Here is a 14658-nt window from a genome sequence, read left to right on the forward strand (position 1 = left end):
GATACCCATGGCACGCGCCCTGTTCCTGTTGTTGCTGATTGCCACACCGCTGTGGGCGGGCGAACCCCGCACCCTGGAATGGCCACAACTGATCCCGCCCGGCGCACCGGTGATCGAGCCGCAGATGGCGCCCTTGCATGACCTGTCACAGCTGGGCAATGCGCTCGCAGCGGAGAGTGCCCCGGCAGCGCGCCAGCAAGGAGCAGACGCCCCGGTCGTCACGGCGCTGGATGGTCAGCAGGTCAAACTGCCGGGCTACATCGTACCCTTGGAAGTCAACGAAGAAGGCCGTACCACCGAGTTCCTTCTGGTGCCTTACTACGGCGCATGCATTCATGTGCCTCCGCCCCCGTCCAACCAGATCGTGCATGTGGTCAGTGAGCTCGGCATCAAGGTCGAGGAGCTTTACCAGCCGTACTGGATCGAAGGCCCGATGCGTGTCCAGTCGTCGAGCAGTGAGCTGGCTGAGGCGGGTTATCAGATGGATGCCGAGAAAATCTACGCCTATGAACTACAATAGAAGCCGCTCAAGAACGCTATCGCGGTTTCATTGAGCTGAGTCAAATTCCCCCCTTCGCTGGCTCTTTACCATTGGCACATTACATTCTAAATGTCCTTTGGGAGCTTCCATGAACAAGTCTTTGCTTGGCGCCTCGCTGATTGCCCTGGCGCTTACAGCCCCTGTTGCCCATGCCCACAAGGCGGGTGAATTTATTATGCGTGCTGGCGCTATCACCACCGCCCCTAACGAAGACAGCGGCAACCTCAAGCTGGACGGCAACAAGATTCCCGGCACCAAAGCGACGTTGGACAGCGATACCCAACTGGGCTTGACCTTCGCCTACATGCTGACCGACCACGTGGGCCTGGAATTGCTGGCCGCGACGCCATTCCAGCACACCGTTAGTGTAAAAGGCCTTGGCCCAGGCCTGGATGGCAAGCTGGGCGACATCAAGCAACTGCCACCGACCCTGTCGCTGCAGTACTACCCGCTTGACGCAAGCTCCAAGTTCCAGCCATATGCCGGTATCGGCCTGAACTACACCATGTTCTTCGATGAAAGCCTGAGCAGCAACCGCAAAGCTCAGGGCTTCAGCAACCTGAAGCTGAAAGACTCGGTAGGCCTGGCTGGCCAACTGGGCATGGACTACATGCTGACCGACAACTTCCTGGTCAACGCTGCAGTCTGGTACGTCGACATCGACACCGAAGCCAGCATTGATGGCCCAAGTGCCCTGGGCGTAGGCAAAACCAAGGTCGACGTGGATGTAGACCCATGGGTCTACATGGTGGGTGTCGGCTACAAGTTCTAAGGCCTGGCCTTGAAAAAAACGGCGACTTGATCGCCGTTTTTTTGTTTCAGCGCCCCAGAAGTCGGGCGAGGCCTTCGGCCATTGGCGTCGGTTCGGGAAAGCGGAAGCGCTGCAACAGGCGGGTATTGTCCGCCCGCGAATGGCGGATATCGCCGGAGCGCGCAGGCCCATGACTGATGGCAGGCAAACTGCCGACCACAGTTTTCAAGGTTGCCAACAGCTGATTCAACGAGGTGGCCTGATTCAACCCGACGTTCACCGCGCCCTCTTCAACCTGATCCAGCTCCAGCGCCTGCAGCATCACGCTCACCAGATCACCGACATAGACGAAGTCGCGGGTCTGCTCGCCATCACCAAATACCGTAATCGGCTGCCCGTTGAGCGCCCGTTCACTGAAGATGCTGATCACGCCCGAATACGGTGATGAAGGGTCCTGGCGCGGACCAAAAATATTGAAGAAGCGGAAGATCACCGGTTCCAGGCCATGCTGACGGCGATAGAAGTCCAGGTACTGTTCACTGGCCAGCTTATCCACAGCATAGGGCGTGAGTGGCGCTTTGGGCGTGTCCTCACTGATCGATTCGCCTTCACCGTTGTTGCCATACACCGCCGCGCTGGAGGCGAAAAGCACCCGTCGAATGCCGGCCAGACGCATGGCCTCACACACATTCAGCGTGCCAATGAAATTGCTCTGGTGAGTTTTCACCGGGTCTTCGACCGACGCCTGGACCGACGCCACTGCCGCAAGATGAACCACCGCCTGGCACCCTGCTGCCGCCTGTGCGACCAGCGTCGCGTCAGCCACATCACCCTCGATCAGTTGCAGCTTGGGGTGCTGTAACTGCAGGTTGCTGCGTTTGCCGGTGGACAGGTCGTCCAATACCCGTACCGCATAGCCTTTTGCCAACAGTGCGTCGCTCAAGTGAGAGCCGATGAAGCCTGCGCCGCCGGTAATCAGAATAGGTGCATCAGCCATGGCGGTAGAATCGATCCAGTAGTGTCGGCAAGCCAGCACGCCAGGCGCGCGGTTTGATACCGAAGGTGTGCAGAATTTTCTTGCAGGCCAGTACCGCGTGCTGCGGTTCTTCAGCTGCATCCGGACGGGCTGCGTGAGCCTGTGCAGTCGGTGTTTGAACAGCCAGTGTATGGAGCTGCGAGGCCTCACTGAGGATCGCCTGACCTAACGCGAGCGGCGTAGTCGCCTCGTTACCCGCGTAATGGTAGGTGCCCCACAGTGGTGCCGCGCAATCCAGTTGCTTGAGCACGGAAAGAATGACCCGAGCGGCATCATCTACTGGCGTCGGGTTTCCACGCCGGTCATCCGCCAGCAACAGTTCCTGAGCCTGTTCGGCGCGGGTCAGGAAGCGTCCAAGGACACCGTCCAGGCTTTCGTCGAGCAGCCAGCCAAAGCGCAGCAGCACGTGCTGCGGGCAGGTAGCGCGAACGCTCTGCTCGATCCGCCAGAGCGCTTGCCCGCGCAGGCCCAACGGCACCGGCTCATCCTTCTCGCTGTAGGCCGTGGCCCGTGAGCCATCGAACACGCGGTAGCTGGAAGGCTGGACCAGAATAATCCCATGGTGCTGGCACAGTTCAGCCAGGCGCTCTACCGAGCGCTCCTGCTGGGCCAACCGCTGCTCACTGACCGACTCGGCTTGAAACCAGTCGAAGTAATAGGCCAGATTCACCAGTGCATCGGGGCGGGTGTCATCCAGCAATTGGGTCAGGCTGGCAGCATCCCAACCCTTATCCGGCGGACGAGGCGCCAAAAAGCCGATGTCTTCCTCGGCCCCAAGGCGAATCAGCGCTTGCCCAAGGGCATTTCCACCACCCAACAGCATCAGGCGCATTCGCATAGAGTCAGCAGGTCCGGTCAAAAGATAGGGGAAGCGGATATTTTGCGGCTTCCTGCGGGGGAAGTCCAACCTGCGGCTTGGCGGAAGGCAGCGGGAGTCGAACCTGCCCGGGAACGGCTGCCGTCCCCAACCGGGTTTGAAGCCCGGCCGCGCCACCGGGCGCGATTGCCTTCCTCGTCATCAGCCGTGACTCAGTTGGGCCAACGCATTGTCCGGTCGTACGCGACGCTGGTCGCCGAGGCGGCGCGTCAGGCCGACACGGTCGAAATACTCGAGAATCTGGATACTGCGTTTACGGCCGATCCCTAACACATCACGAAAACGTGCCACCTGGACACTCAGGTCCTCGGCAGCCACTTGCATGAGCATAGCCGCCATTTGTCGCACCGTGGCATCAGGATAGAACAGGTCGCGTACCACTTGATGTACTTGCCCCAAGCGCGCCATCTTGCGTAACAGCAGCCGCACAGCAGCCTCCTCGCCGTGGGTTGCACGGGCCAGGTCACGCACCCAGGGCGGGTCAAAGCCGGACGCTTGCAACAGCGGTTGCAACTGCGCCCACAAGGCCATGTCCTCGTCGTTCAGACGTGCCTGATGCTCCGGCAAGTGCAACCATGGCCCACTACAGGCCAGCCCCCCTTCCGCCAGCAGCTCTTCGATCAAGCTGATGAACACCGGGCGCTCCAGGGGTAGCGCCACGAAACGTCGCAAGCGGTCGCGGTCAGGGCCCAACTGGTCAGGCTCCAGCGCGTGAAACCGGGCCAGCTGTGCCAACACCTCCCGTTTGAGCGCCTGCCACTGCGACGTCGCGAACAACCGCGAGCCCTGGCGCGTGGCAATAACACTGACATCCTCGGGCAAACGCCAACTGCTGCGCAGACGATTGAACTGACGCTCCAGTTGATGAGGGTCTAGCCCCGATGCCCCCTGTGCAAGCAGCGCTGGAAGAGCCTGCTCCAGACTCTCGGCCTCGGCCAACGCCTGCAACTGTGCCAATCGCGCCGGGCTACGACGCTGCCGGGCGGGCGCAAAAGGATCAAGCACCCGCCCACCTCCAAGCGTGCGCTGCGCACGCTGATCGCGCACCACCAGGCGATCACCATGCACAGCGTGCAGCGGGGCATTGAGCAGCAACTGCGCAAACATATGCCCACCGGGCGCCAGGCTCTCGCCTTGCAGCAGCGCGACCTTCGCGGTGACATCCTGAGTGCCAAGATGCACATGCACGGAACTGAAATGTTCAAACAGACGGGTTTCACTGCCCAGCAACCGCAGCTCGAAATCCAGGCGCTGAGTAGTACCGTACAACCACTCGGCCAACAGCCAATCACCACGGTGGATCTGCTCCACACTCAGGCGTTCGGCAGCGATATTCAAGGCCACCCGCTGCCCGGCCCGCGCTTCGACTGCGGCCTGGTTCTGTGCATGCAGGCCACGCACGCGCACCGGTTTACCGGTCTTGCCCAACAGCAACGTGTCGCCGACCTGCACCTGGCCAGCCAATGACGTACCCGTGACCACAATGCCTGCACCGGCAACGCTGAATGCACGGTCTATGGCCAGACGAAAGCCTCCTGCACTGCTGCGCTGGCGAATGTCATGCTGGGCGCTCAAAAGTGCCTGGCGCAATACATCGATGCCACTGCCGGACACGCTCGACACCACGAACTGAGCCGCCCCGGCATAAGGCCCCGTTGCCAGCAAGGCCTGCACCTCACTCTGCACCTCACGCACCCTTGCAGGCTCGACACGGTCACATTTGCTGATAACCACCAGCGCCTTGGGGATACCCAGTAACTCGACAATTGCCAAGTGTTCACGGGTCTGCGGCATCACGCCGTCGTCGGCCGCTACCACCAGCAATACCAGGTCAATGCCATGTGCTCCGGCCAGCATGTTGTGAATAAAGCGCTCATGGCCGGGGACATCGACAAAACCCGTGAGCTCAGCCCCCGCCTGCAGCGGCGCGTAGCGGTAGCCAAGGTCGATAGTGATGCCCCGTTCGTGCTCTTCCCGACGACGATCTCCAGCCTGCCCGGTCAGTGCTTCCAGCAGTGCTGTCTTGCCATGATCGATATGCCCGGCCGTTCCGACAATCACCTTGTCATGACCCCCAGTCGTAACTGCGGTAGCTGCTCCAGCCAACCGACTTCGTCATCCAACTGACGCAGGTCCAGCCACAGCGCATCGTCATCGATGCGCCCAAGTACCGGAATCGGCAAAGCACGCAAGGCTGCCTCCAGCGCATGCAAGTGACGCCCGCGCAAACGCTTGGACGCCCGCGCGCGCGCGCACAAGGCGGCGCTAGGCAAGCGGGCCACCGGCTGACTGCCGCTGCCAATCATGCCTAACGCGGGTTCCACGCTCACCGCCCACAACTCACCCAGCACGTGCGCAAGCGCCGGCGCCAGGCGCTGGGCTTGCGCCAGAATATCCGCCTGGGGGCGGGTCAGCAGACGCAGGCTGGGCAGACGTTCAGCCAGCCGCTCGGGATTGCGGTACAGGCCCAGCACCGCCTCCAGCGCAGCGAGGGTCAACTTATCCACACGCAGGGCGCGCTTGAGCGGGTTTTTCTTGATCCGCGCGATCAGTGCCTTACGACCTACGATCAATCCCGCCTGAGGTCCACCCAGCAGTTTGTCACCGCTGAACGTGACAATATCAGCCCCGTCTGCCAAGGCTTGGCGAACCGTGGGTTCGGCGGGCAGCCCCCAGCGCGTCAAATCCAGAAGGCTTCCGCTGCCCAGGTCTTCCAGCAGTGGCAGCCCGTGCTGATGGGCCAGTTCCGCCAACGCTTGGGTCGGTACCTGATGGGTGAAGCCCTGAATGCTGTAATTACTGCAATGTACGCGCATCAGCAGGCCGCTGCGCGGGCCGATGGCGGCTTCATAGTCATGCGCATGCGTGCGGTTGGTCGTGCCCACCTCATGCAGTTTCACGCCCGCACGCGCCATGATGTCGGGGATACGAAAGGCGCCACCGATCTCGATCAGCTCACCACGCGAGATGATCCCCTCCTTGCGCGCGCCCAAACTATTGAGTGCCAGCAATACCGCTGCGGCATTGTTGTTCACCACGGTAACGGCTTCGGCACCGGTCAGCTCAAGGATCAGGTCCTCGATCAAGTCATCCCGGTCGCCGCGCTTGCCGCTCTCAAGGTCAAATTCCAGGTTCAGCGGATAGCGCGCAGCCTGCTGCACGGCATTGATGGCTTCTTCAGGCAGCAAGGCCCGACCAAGGTTGGTGTGCAAAACCGTACCGGTCAGGTTGAACACCCGACGCACTCGGCTTTGATGCTGCACTGCCAAGCGCTCACCAACCCTGCCAGCCAGCACCTCGGGTATCAGTTCAACAGCCTCCAGCTGACCCCGTCGGACAGGTTCTCGCAGATCATCGAGCACCTGCCGCAAAGCACTGAGTAGCGCCTCGCGCCCATAGCGTTCCGACAACGGCTGACAGGCAGGACTACGTAACAGGCTATCGACGGAGGGAAGGCGCGTGGGCAGCGGGGCTAAACTGGAAGGCATTTAAGACGCTCCGGTCATCGCTCTCACGACGCGCGGCAGCAGTCGACTCTGCCGACGAAGGGAGCCGGGAATCTTGAGTGTAGCCGCTGGGCTCAATCGCCTCCTGGCGCCAGCAGCAGGTTCGGCGCCAAGCGCTGATAGCCCTCCTGATCCAGGCGCAGATCCAGGGCCAGGCTGGCGAGGTCGACACTCAAGGCCTCCGCTTCGGCATCATGCTCCAGATAGACCAGTTTCAAGTAGCGTTTACACCCTACGCAGCACTCGGCGCGCAACGGCGCCAGGCCAGCAGGGTAACGGTCATCCTCGAAGCTGTAGTAACGCAGCCCCTTACTTTGTTCGCAGTAGATACATTTCACCCGTACTACATGCCACTCACAGGCACACAAGGAGCAAACCAGATAACGCAGCCCATTGAATTTGCCTCGATGGCGAATCACCCCGGCCATCGCCGGCGAACCGCAGGCCGGGCATTGTTGGAGCTCATCACCGGGCCTGAGCAGGTCCTCCGGCAAACCCAACAACCAGTGACTCCAGGCCACTTGCAGTGCAGCACCGAGAAAGGGCACCAAAGCCGCCGGCAGCCCAGCGTACTGCCCGCCGAGCAATGCCAATGCCCACACCTTGCGCTGCTCGCCACTGGCTGCGCGCAACTGTGCCAGCGCCGCATGCACAGGGTCCGAAGCGGCCTGATACTGCTGTAACAACGCCTCCAGATACGGCGGCCAATCGGCTTCACGCACCAGGCTGTCCGCCGCTAGCGGGGGCAGACCGTGCTCAAGGCAAAGGCGAATGCGCTCAGGGTCTAGCGGGGAGGTGCTCGGGGGATGATCCATCAAACCTTGCTGGAACTGACAAAGGCTGGCAGCAAAACGCAGATACTCGGCCAGAGGATGCCCTACAGCCAGGTGCTCCAGACGAGCCCTGCGCAAATCAAACAGGTTCGGTGGTGGCAAATGGATGAACGGCGGAGCGCTCGCTGCCGCTTCGATATGGCCCGGTTCAAGTATCCTGCTCAAGCCGTCACCCCTTCTTGCCGATGTGGCTATCCGACCGATCTTCACCGGTCACTTCCCGATACCATAGCCCATGGTGCTTTTTCGCCCAGGCGCGACTCACCCAACCATGCACCATGGCGCCGACCGAGCCCTTGATCCAGATGCCGGCGTAGATATGCACGATGATGCTCAGCACCAGCACAAATGCGGCCAATGCGTGCAGCAGCGTCGCCAGACGAATACCGCCAATCCCAAAATACTGGCTGAAGTAGGCGCGCCAAATCACCACGCCGCTGAGCAGCAACACCAGCATGCAAAGCAGCAGCGTCCAGAAGAGCAGCTTCTGCCCGGCGTTGTACTTACCCACAGGCGGCACACCCTGCTCTTCATTGCGCATCACCCGGTCGACTCGACGAAGCCAAAGCCGATCATTCGCCGTGAGAATGTTCGCTCGCCAGAAACGTATTACCAGCCCCAGGAACAACACAAACATCAACACACCCATAAAAGGGTGCAGTATCCGCGTCCAGGGCCCGCCACCAAACAGGTGGCTGAGCCAGAACAACGCCGGGTGAAACAGCGCCAGCCCGGACAACGCCGCCATGAAGAACAGAATGGCCACCGCCCAGTGGTTACTGCGCTCATTCGCGGTGTAACGCAGGATCGGTTTGTCTTTCATGGCCGATCTTCCCCCTGTGCACCAGGATTGCTCGGGTCAAAGACATGCACGGCCGGGTCAACCTCACGCACGCTGGGGTCCTTGCCAGCCGGATGCTCATCGTCCTCGATCCGCTGCGGACCAATACGCACATAGTGGAAGAACCCCGCCAACACCGCCGCGCCCATGGCCAGCAACGCCAACGGCTTGCTCATGCCTTTCCACAAGCCGACCAAGGGGCTGATCACCGGTTGATTCGGCAGGCCCGCATACAACTGAGGCTGATCGGCATGGTGCAGTACGTACATCACATGAGTACCACCGACTCCGTCGGGGTCATACAAGCCAGCCTGCTCGAAGCCGCGCGACTTGAGATCGACGATTCGTTCGGCGGCATGCTCCTTCATGTCCGCCTTGCTACCAAAGACAATCGCACCGGTTGGGCAGGTTTTGACGCAAGCCGGCTCCAGCCCGACCGCGACCCGGTCCGAACACAGCGTGCACTTGTAGGCCTTGTGGTCCTTCTGTGAGATCCGGGGGATGTTGAACGGGCAGCCCGTGATGCAATAACCACAGCCGATACAATGATCCTGGTTGAAATCGACGATGCCATTGGCGTGCTGGATGATCGCCCCTGGGCTTGGGCAGGCTTTCAGGCAACCCGGATCGGCGCAGTGCATGCAGCCGTCCTTGCGAATCAACCACTCCAGATTGCCTACGGTGTTTTCATGCTCCGTGAAGCGCATCAGGGTCCAGGTTTCGGCGCTCAAGTCCTGAGGGTTGTCGTAAGTACCGAGGCTATGCCCAACCTCGTCACGCAACTCGTTCCACTCCGAACATGCCACTTGGCAGGCCTTGCAGCCAATGCACTTGGAGGTGTCGATCAGCTTCGCCACCTCCTCTTGCTGGCGCACCGAAGGCGGCAAGGTGGTCGTGGCTGAACGGGCAATAATGTCTTGGCTGGCCATCAGATTTTCTCCAGGTTGACCAGGAACGACTTGGATTCCGGGGTCTGGGTATTACCGTCACCGAGGTACGGCACCAAGGTATTGGTCAGGTAGCCGTGACGGGTGGCGCCGGTGAAGCCCCAGTGCAGGGGGATGCCGATTTGATGCACGGTCTGGTTGTTGACCTGCAACGGACGGATCCGCTTGGTCACCACCGCGACCGCCTCGATATGCCCTCGCTTGCACGTCACCCGAACCCGATCTCCTGCAACAATGCCCTTCTCCTTGGCCAGCGCCTCGCCAATTTCAACGAACTGCTCTGGCTGGGTCACAGCGTTGATCGGGCAATGCTTGGTCCAGAAGTGGAAGTGCTCGGTCAATCGGTAGCTGGTGGCGGCATACGGGAAGTCCTTGGCCTGCCCCAACGAGTCCCAGACCGAATCGAACACTCGCCCGGCCGGGTTGCTGGTCGCCTGCTTGTTCCCCGGGTGCAAGGGGTTAATGCCAATGGGCGTCTCGAACGGCTCGTAGTGCTCGGGGAATGGGCCTTCGGCCATCTTGTCCAGCGCAAAGAAGCGCGCCACCCCTTCGGGGTTCATGATGAACGGGTTCATCGCCGCCTCTGGTGCGACGTCGACTTTGTAGTCGGGAACGTCAGTACCGCCCCAGGTTTTGCCATTCCACCAGACCAGACGCTTGTTCGGCGCCCACGGTTTGCCTTGAAGATCAGCCGACGCCCGGTTGTAGAGAATCCTCCGGTTCATCGGCCAGGCCCAGGCCCACCCCAGGTGCTGCTTCATGCCATAAGGATCGCTGTTGTCACGCCGCGCCATTTGGTTGCCTTGCTCGGTCCAACTACCACAGAAGATCCAGCAACCCGAGGCGGTACTGCCGTCATCCCTTAGCTGGGCGAACCCGGACAGTTGCTGCCCTGTCTTGAATGCCGCGCCACTGACATCGGTAAAGTCGGCAGTGGCATAGCCGTTGAACTCCTTGGCGATTTCTTCCGGCGATGGCTCATGCGCCACCTTGTAGGGCCAGTTGAGCTTGAGTATCGGCTCGGCCCACGCGCCACCCTCACGCTGATAGCGCTCGCGTAAACGCAGGAACAGCTCGCTCATGATCTGCACGTCGGTGCGTGCCTGGCCTGGGCCTTCGGCCCCCTTCCAGTGCCATTGCAGCCAGCGGCTGCTATTCACCAGCGAACCGTCCTCCTCGGCGAAACAGGTGGTTGGCAGACGGATGACTTCCGTCTGGATAGTGGCGGTTTCAACGTCGTTGTACGGCCCGACATTGCGCCAGAACTCAGACGTCTCGGTGGCCAGTGGATCCATCACCACCAGCCATTTGAGCTTGGCCAGCGACGCCATGACACGGTTCTTGTCAGGCAGCGCAGCAATCGGGTTGAAGCCCTGGCAGAAGTAACCATTGACCTGCCCTTTGGCCATCATGTCGAACATCTTCAGCACGTCGTAGCCAGGAATATCCAGCTTGGGCAACCAGTCATAGCCCCAATGGTTTTCCGCCGTTGCGTTGGCCCCATACCAAGCCTTCATCAGACTGACGTGGAACTTGCCGTAGTTCTGCCAATAGGACATCTGCCCTGGGCGTAACGGCTTGAGCGCGCGCTTGGCGATATAGGCGTCGTAGTCCTGCTCGGCATCGGACGCCAGGGTCAGGTAACCGGGCAACAGATTGGACAGCAGACCCAGGTCCGTCAGCCCCTGGATGTTGGAATGCCCGCGCAAGGCGTTGACACCACCGCCAGGCATGCCGACGTTACCCAACAGCAACTGCACCATGGCCGCACTGCGAATGATCTGCGAGCCAATCGAGTGCTGTGTCCAGCCCAAGGCATAGAGGATCGTCATGGTCTTGCCTGGCTGCGAGCAGGTGGCGATCTCTTCCCAGATCTTGCGCATGCTGTCTTCCGGCATGCCGCAAATCTGGCTAGCCAAGGCTGGGGTGTAACGGCTGTAGTGCTGCTTCATCAATTGGTAGACGCAACGTGGGTCCTGCAGCGTTGGGTCGACCTTGGCAAAGCCATCCTCACCGATCTCATAGCCCCAACCGGACTTGTCGGTATAACTGCGCTTGGCGGCGTCATAACCTGAAAACAGGCCGTCCTCAAAACTGAAGCCGGCTTTTACAATGAACGAGACATCGGTGTAGCTGCGCACATATTCGTGCTGGATCTTGTCCTCGCTCAGCAGGTAGTTGATCAAGCCACCCATGAAGGCGATATCACTACCGGTACGAATCGGAGCGTAGTAATCCGCTACCGAGGCGGTACGGGTGAACCGTGGATCGACCACGATCAAACGGGCCTGATTGTGCGCCTTGGCTTCGGTCACCCACTTGAAGCCACAGGGGTGGGCTTCGGCGGCATTACCACCCATCACCAGGACCAGATTCGCGTTGGCGATATCCGTCCAGTGGTTGGTCATGGCTCCACGGCCATACGTCGGGGCAAGACTTGCCACCGTCGGGCCATGTCAGACACGTGCCTGGTTATCGAACCCCAGCATGCCAAAACTGCGAACGACCTTGTGGGTCATGTAGCCGGCTTCATTGGACGAGGCGGACGCGGCAAGGAAACCCACCGTCAGCCAGCGGTTGACCGTCTGCCCCTGCGCATTCTTCTGCACAAAGTTGGCATCGCGGTCCGCCTTCATCAGGTCGGTAATGCGATCCAGTGCATCATCCCAGGACACTCGCGTCCACTCACTGCTACCTGGCTTGCGTACCTGCGGGTACTGCAGCCGGCTGGGGCTGTGGATAAAATCGAGCAAGCCCGCACCTTTCGGGCACAACGTGCCGCGATTGACCGGGTGATCGGCGTCGCCTTCGATATGGATGATGTTCTGCGCGACATTCTTGGCCGCATCACCTTGGCTGTACATGATCAGGCCACAGCCGACAGAACAGTAAGGGCAGGTGTTGCGGGTCTCGTGGGCGTGGGCCAGCTTGAAGTGGCGCACCTGCTCGGCGAAGGCCGGGGCCGGAGCCATTCCCAGCGCAGCCAGGCTCGAGCCTCCAAGGCCGATAGCGGCGACCTTGAAGAACTGACGACGGTTGAGGTCCATCGTGCACTCCTGATCAGGTTTGGGATGCCTGGAGCAGGTCCAGGCATCTTTTTAACGATCACGGTGGCGGCGTTATGGCTGTCGCCAGTTGATACTTTAGTCAAGATCGTACCGAACGGAGCGAAACCGGATCGTCGGTGCTAGGCGCTATGCGGGTGAACGCCTGAATGCACATGTCTCCACTTTCTAGTGAAAAACTGCCCCCCCGTTTCCTTCGTATGAAGCGCGTGGCTTGCCTCCACACACAAAAAAACCCTGACCGCCTCATGGAGATCAGGGTTTTCTATTCTAGAACTGACTGCTTGGCCTATAAGGCGTCAGACCATGACGCACCCTGTAAACCAATACATTCAACGTCTATTCGTTAGAACGGAATGTCGTCATCAAAGCTGTCGAAGTCCGGAGCCGGCTGTGGTGCTGGCTGCTGCGGAGCTGGACGCTGTGGCGCCTGCTGTGGGCGCGGGGCCTGCTGACGCGGGGCCTGGTTGTAGTTGTTGCCACCACCCTGTGGAGCACCGTCCTGGTTCTGTGGACGACCGCCCAGCAGCTGCATGGTGCCCTGCATGTCGACGATGATCTCGGTGGTGTAGCGCTTGATGCCGTCTTTTTCCCACTCGCGGGTTTGCAGCTTGCCCTCGATGTAGACCTGGGAACCTTTACGCAGGTATTCGCCAGCGATCTCGGCAACCTTGCCGAACATCGACACGCGGTGCCACTCGGTGCGCTCGACCTTCTGGCCGGTTTGCTTGTCGGTCCACTGCTCGCTGGTCGCCAGGCTCAGGTTGGTCACGGCGTTACCGTTGGGCAGGTAGCGGACTTCGGGATCCTGGCCGCAAGTACCGACCAATATGACTTTGTTAACCCCACGGGCCATAACGTTCTCCTAGGCTTCGCACGCCGCGGATGCCGGATTGACCAGGCGCTCCAGGGTCGAACGATCCAAAATTTTCGTATCCAGTTTGATATAGATGGCGGCTTCATCTGCCACCACCACTGCGTCGGTCACACCCGGGACGGCCATAAGCCGCTCGGTCAGCCCCGCTTCACGGACGGCCTCGGCCGACAGCGGCATGCGCAGGCTGGTCACGTACGGCGGCTCACGCATGCCTACCGCAACCACCCACCACAGGGCGCAGAGCAGCGCACATCCGAGGAAGACCATGCTCAAGCCACCGTGCTGGAACAACCAGCCGCCGATAATTCCACCCAGCGCGGCACCCAGGAACTGACTGGTGGAGTAAACCCCCATTGCAGTCCCCTTGCCACCGGCAGGCGACACCTTGCTTACCAGCGAAGGCAACGACGCCTCCAACAGGTTGAAGGCGGTGAAGAATATCACGGTGCCGATCACCAGTTCTTGCAAGTTGTCTGCCGATACCCAGAAGAATAGTTCAGTGAGCATCAATACACTCACCGCCCCGAGCAACACACGCTTCATCTTGCGCTTTTTTTCGCCGTAGATGATGAACGGAATCATTGCGAAGAATGAAATGAGCAGGGCCGTCAGGTACACCCACCAATGCTCCTCCTTCGGCAAGCCGCCACGCTCGACGAAGGCCAGTGGCAAGGCGACGAAACTGGCCATCAGGATGGCATGCAGGACAAAGATACCCACATCCAGACGCAACAGATCAGGGTGCCGCAAGGTCGGGCCAAGGGCCTGTTTTGCCACGCCGGACTCGCGGTGTTGCAAGGCACCGTGCGAAGCCGGAACGACGAACGCAATCAGGGCAATGCCGACAAGCGCCATCGCTGCCGTGGCCAGAAACAACCCCGACAAGCCAAAGGCCCGCGTCAGCAAAGGCCCTACCACCATGGCCACCGCAAAGGACAAACCGATACTCATGCCAATCATGGCCATGGCCTTGGTGCGATGTTGCTCGCGGGTCAAATCAGACAACAGCGCCATGACTGCAGCCGAAATAGCACCAGCGCCTTGCAGGACGCGCCCGGCAATCACGCCCCAAATGCTGTCGGCATTGGCCGCCAGCACACTCCCCAGGGCAAAGATGACCAGGCCCAGGTAAATAACCGGACGCCGACCAATCCGGTCGGAAATGATCCCGAACGGGATCTGCAGGAATGCCTGAGTCAGGCCATAGGCACCAATGGCCAGACCAATCAGTGCGGGTGTAGCACCGGCCAGGTCCATGCCATAGGTCGCCAGAACCGGCAATACCATGAACATGCCTAGCATACGGAATGCGAACACCAGTGCCAGGCCGCTTGCGGCGCGAGTCTCGCTACCACTCATGCGTTCGCTGTGGGGATCGTGCATG

12 protein-coding genes and 1 tRNA gene are annotated in these 14658 nt (G+C 60.5%); 2 read left to right on the forward strand and 11 right to left on the reverse strand.

Going from position 1 to position 14658, the window contains the following annotated elements:
- Positions 1-7: 7 nt before the first annotated feature.
- Together IE038_RS07520 and IE038_RS07525 are read left to right on the forward strand one after the other, a co-directional pair.
- Positions 8-520, forward strand: coding sequence for a DUF3299 domain-containing protein (locus IE038_RS07520; RefSeq protein ID WP_163937315.1), 513 nt, complete (start codon positions 8-10; stop codon positions 518-520).
- A gap of 109 nt (positions 521-629) precedes the next feature.
- Positions 630-1313 carry an OmpW/AlkL family protein gene (locus tag IE038_RS07525; RefSeq protein ID WP_163937312.1) on the forward strand — a complete coding sequence of 228 codons (684 nt, stop codon included), beginning with the start codon at positions 630-632 and terminating at the stop codon, positions 1311-1313.
- A gap of 46 nt (positions 1314-1359) precedes the next feature.
- On the opposite strand, the gene pgnE is transcribed toward IE038_RS07525, so the two are convergent.
- The 11 genes from pgnE to IE038_RS07580 form a co-directional block, all read right to left on the reverse strand.
- Complete coding sequence (gene pgnE, locus IE038_RS07530; protein ID WP_163937309.1) at positions 1360-2289, reverse strand: UDP-N-acetylglucosamine epimerase PgnE; 930 nt, start codon at positions 2287-2289, stop codon at positions 1360-1362.
- Positions 2282-3166: a sugar nucleotide-binding protein gene (locus tag IE038_RS07535; RefSeq protein WP_163937306.1), complete on the reverse strand. Its 885-nt coding sequence runs from the start codon at positions 3164-3166 to the stop codon at positions 2282-2284. The genes pgnE and IE038_RS07535 overlap by 8 nt, the downstream gene beginning before the upstream one ends.
- A gap of 78 nt (positions 3167-3244) precedes the next feature.
- Positions 3245-3340: transfer RNA gene (locus IE038_RS07540), tRNA-Sec, on the reverse strand.
- 6 nt (positions 3341-3346) lie between these two features.
- Positions 3347-5266, reverse strand: coding sequence for a selenocysteine-specific translation elongation factor (gene selB, locus IE038_RS07545; protein WP_163937303.1), 1920 nt, complete (start codon positions 5264-5266; stop codon positions 3347-3349).
- The gene (selA, locus tag IE038_RS07550; protein WP_189395403.1) at positions 5263-6693 is read right to left on the reverse strand and encodes an L-seryl-tRNA(Sec) selenium transferase; all 1431 of its coding nucleotides are present in this window, start codon (positions 6691-6693) and stop codon (positions 5263-5265) included. The genes selB and selA overlap by 4 nt, the downstream gene beginning before the upstream one ends.
- Before the next feature lie 92 nt (positions 6694-6785).
- Positions 6786-7709 (reverse strand): formate dehydrogenase accessory protein FdhE, encoded by a 924-nt coding sequence (fdhE, locus tag IE038_RS07555; RefSeq protein ID WP_163937300.1) that lies wholly within the window; start codon positions 7707-7709, stop codon positions 6786-6788.
- A gap of 4 nt (positions 7710-7713) precedes the next feature.
- The gene (locus IE038_RS07560; RefSeq protein ID WP_163937297.1) at positions 7714-8367 is read right to left on the reverse strand and encodes a formate dehydrogenase subunit gamma; all 654 of its coding nucleotides are present in this window, start codon (positions 8365-8367) and stop codon (positions 7714-7716) included.
- The gene (gene fdxH, locus IE038_RS07565) at positions 8364-9314 is read right to left on the reverse strand and encodes a formate dehydrogenase subunit beta (protein WP_189395404.1); all 951 of its coding nucleotides are present in this window, start codon (positions 9312-9314) and stop codon (positions 8364-8366) included. The genes IE038_RS07560 and fdxH overlap by 4 nt, the downstream gene beginning before the upstream one ends.
- Positions 9314-12379 carry a formate dehydrogenase-N subunit alpha gene (fdnG, locus tag IE038_RS07570; RefSeq protein WP_163937295.1) on the reverse strand — a complete coding sequence of 1022 codons (3066 nt, stop codon included), beginning with the start codon at positions 12377-12379 and terminating at the stop codon, positions 9314-9316. Before fdnG ends, fdxH begins: the two co-directional genes overlap by 1 nt.
- 364 nt (positions 12380-12743) lie before the next feature.
- Entirely contained in the window at positions 12744-13253 is a 510-nt protein-coding gene (locus IE038_RS07575) for a single-stranded DNA-binding protein (RefSeq protein WP_065759190.1), read from the reverse strand.
- A 9-nt stretch (positions 13254-13262) separates the two neighbouring features.
- On the reverse strand, positions 13263-14657 hold the full coding sequence (locus IE038_RS07580; protein ID WP_189395405.1) for an MFS transporter: 1395 nt from the start codon (positions 14655-14657) through the stop codon (positions 13263-13265).
- Position 14658: the final 1 nt, after the last annotated feature.

Origin of the sequence: Pseudomonas laurentiana, from assembly GCF_014648275.1 — a bacterium.
GTDB lineage: Bacteria > Pseudomonadota > Gammaproteobacteria > Pseudomonadales > Pseudomonadaceae > Aquipseudomonas > Aquipseudomonas laurentiana.

Excerpts from the sequence above, each read along its gene's own strand:
- IE038_RS07560 (WP_163937297.1), bottom strand. The coding sequence starts at position 8,367 with ATGAAAGACAAACCGATCCTGCGTTACACCGCGAATGAGCGCAGTAAC.
- fdxH (WP_189395404.1), bottom strand. The coding sequence starts at position 9,314 with ATGGCCAGCCAAGACATTATTGCCCGTTCAGCCACGACCACCTTGCCG.
- IE038_RS07575 (WP_065759190.1), bottom strand. The coding sequence starts at position 13,253 with ATGGCCCGTGGGGTTAACAAAGTCATATTGGTCGGTACTTGCGGCCAG.
- selA (WP_189395403.1), bottom strand. The coding sequence starts at position 6,693 with ATGCCTTCCAGTTTAGCCCCGCTGCCCACGCGCCTTCCCTCCGTCGAT.
- IE038_RS07525 (WP_163937312.1), top strand. The coding sequence starts at position 630 with ATGAACAAGTCTTTGCTTGGCGCCTCGCTGATTGCCCTGGCGCTTACA.
- IE038_RS07520 (WP_163937315.1), top strand. The coding sequence starts at position 8 with ATGGCACGCGCCCTGTTCCTGTTGTTGCTGATTGCCACACCGCTGTGG.
- IE038_RS07535 (WP_163937306.1), bottom strand. The coding sequence starts at position 3,166 with ATGCGAATGCGCCTGATGCTGTTGGGTGGTGGAAATGCCCTTGGGCAA.
- pgnE (WP_163937309.1), bottom strand. The coding sequence starts at position 2,289 with ATGGCTGATGCACCTATTCTGATTACCGGCGGCGCAGGCTTCATCGGC.
- IE038_RS07580 (WP_189395405.1), bottom strand. The coding sequence starts at position 14,657 with ATGCACGATCCCCACAGCGAACGCATGAGTGGTAGCGAGACTCGCGCC.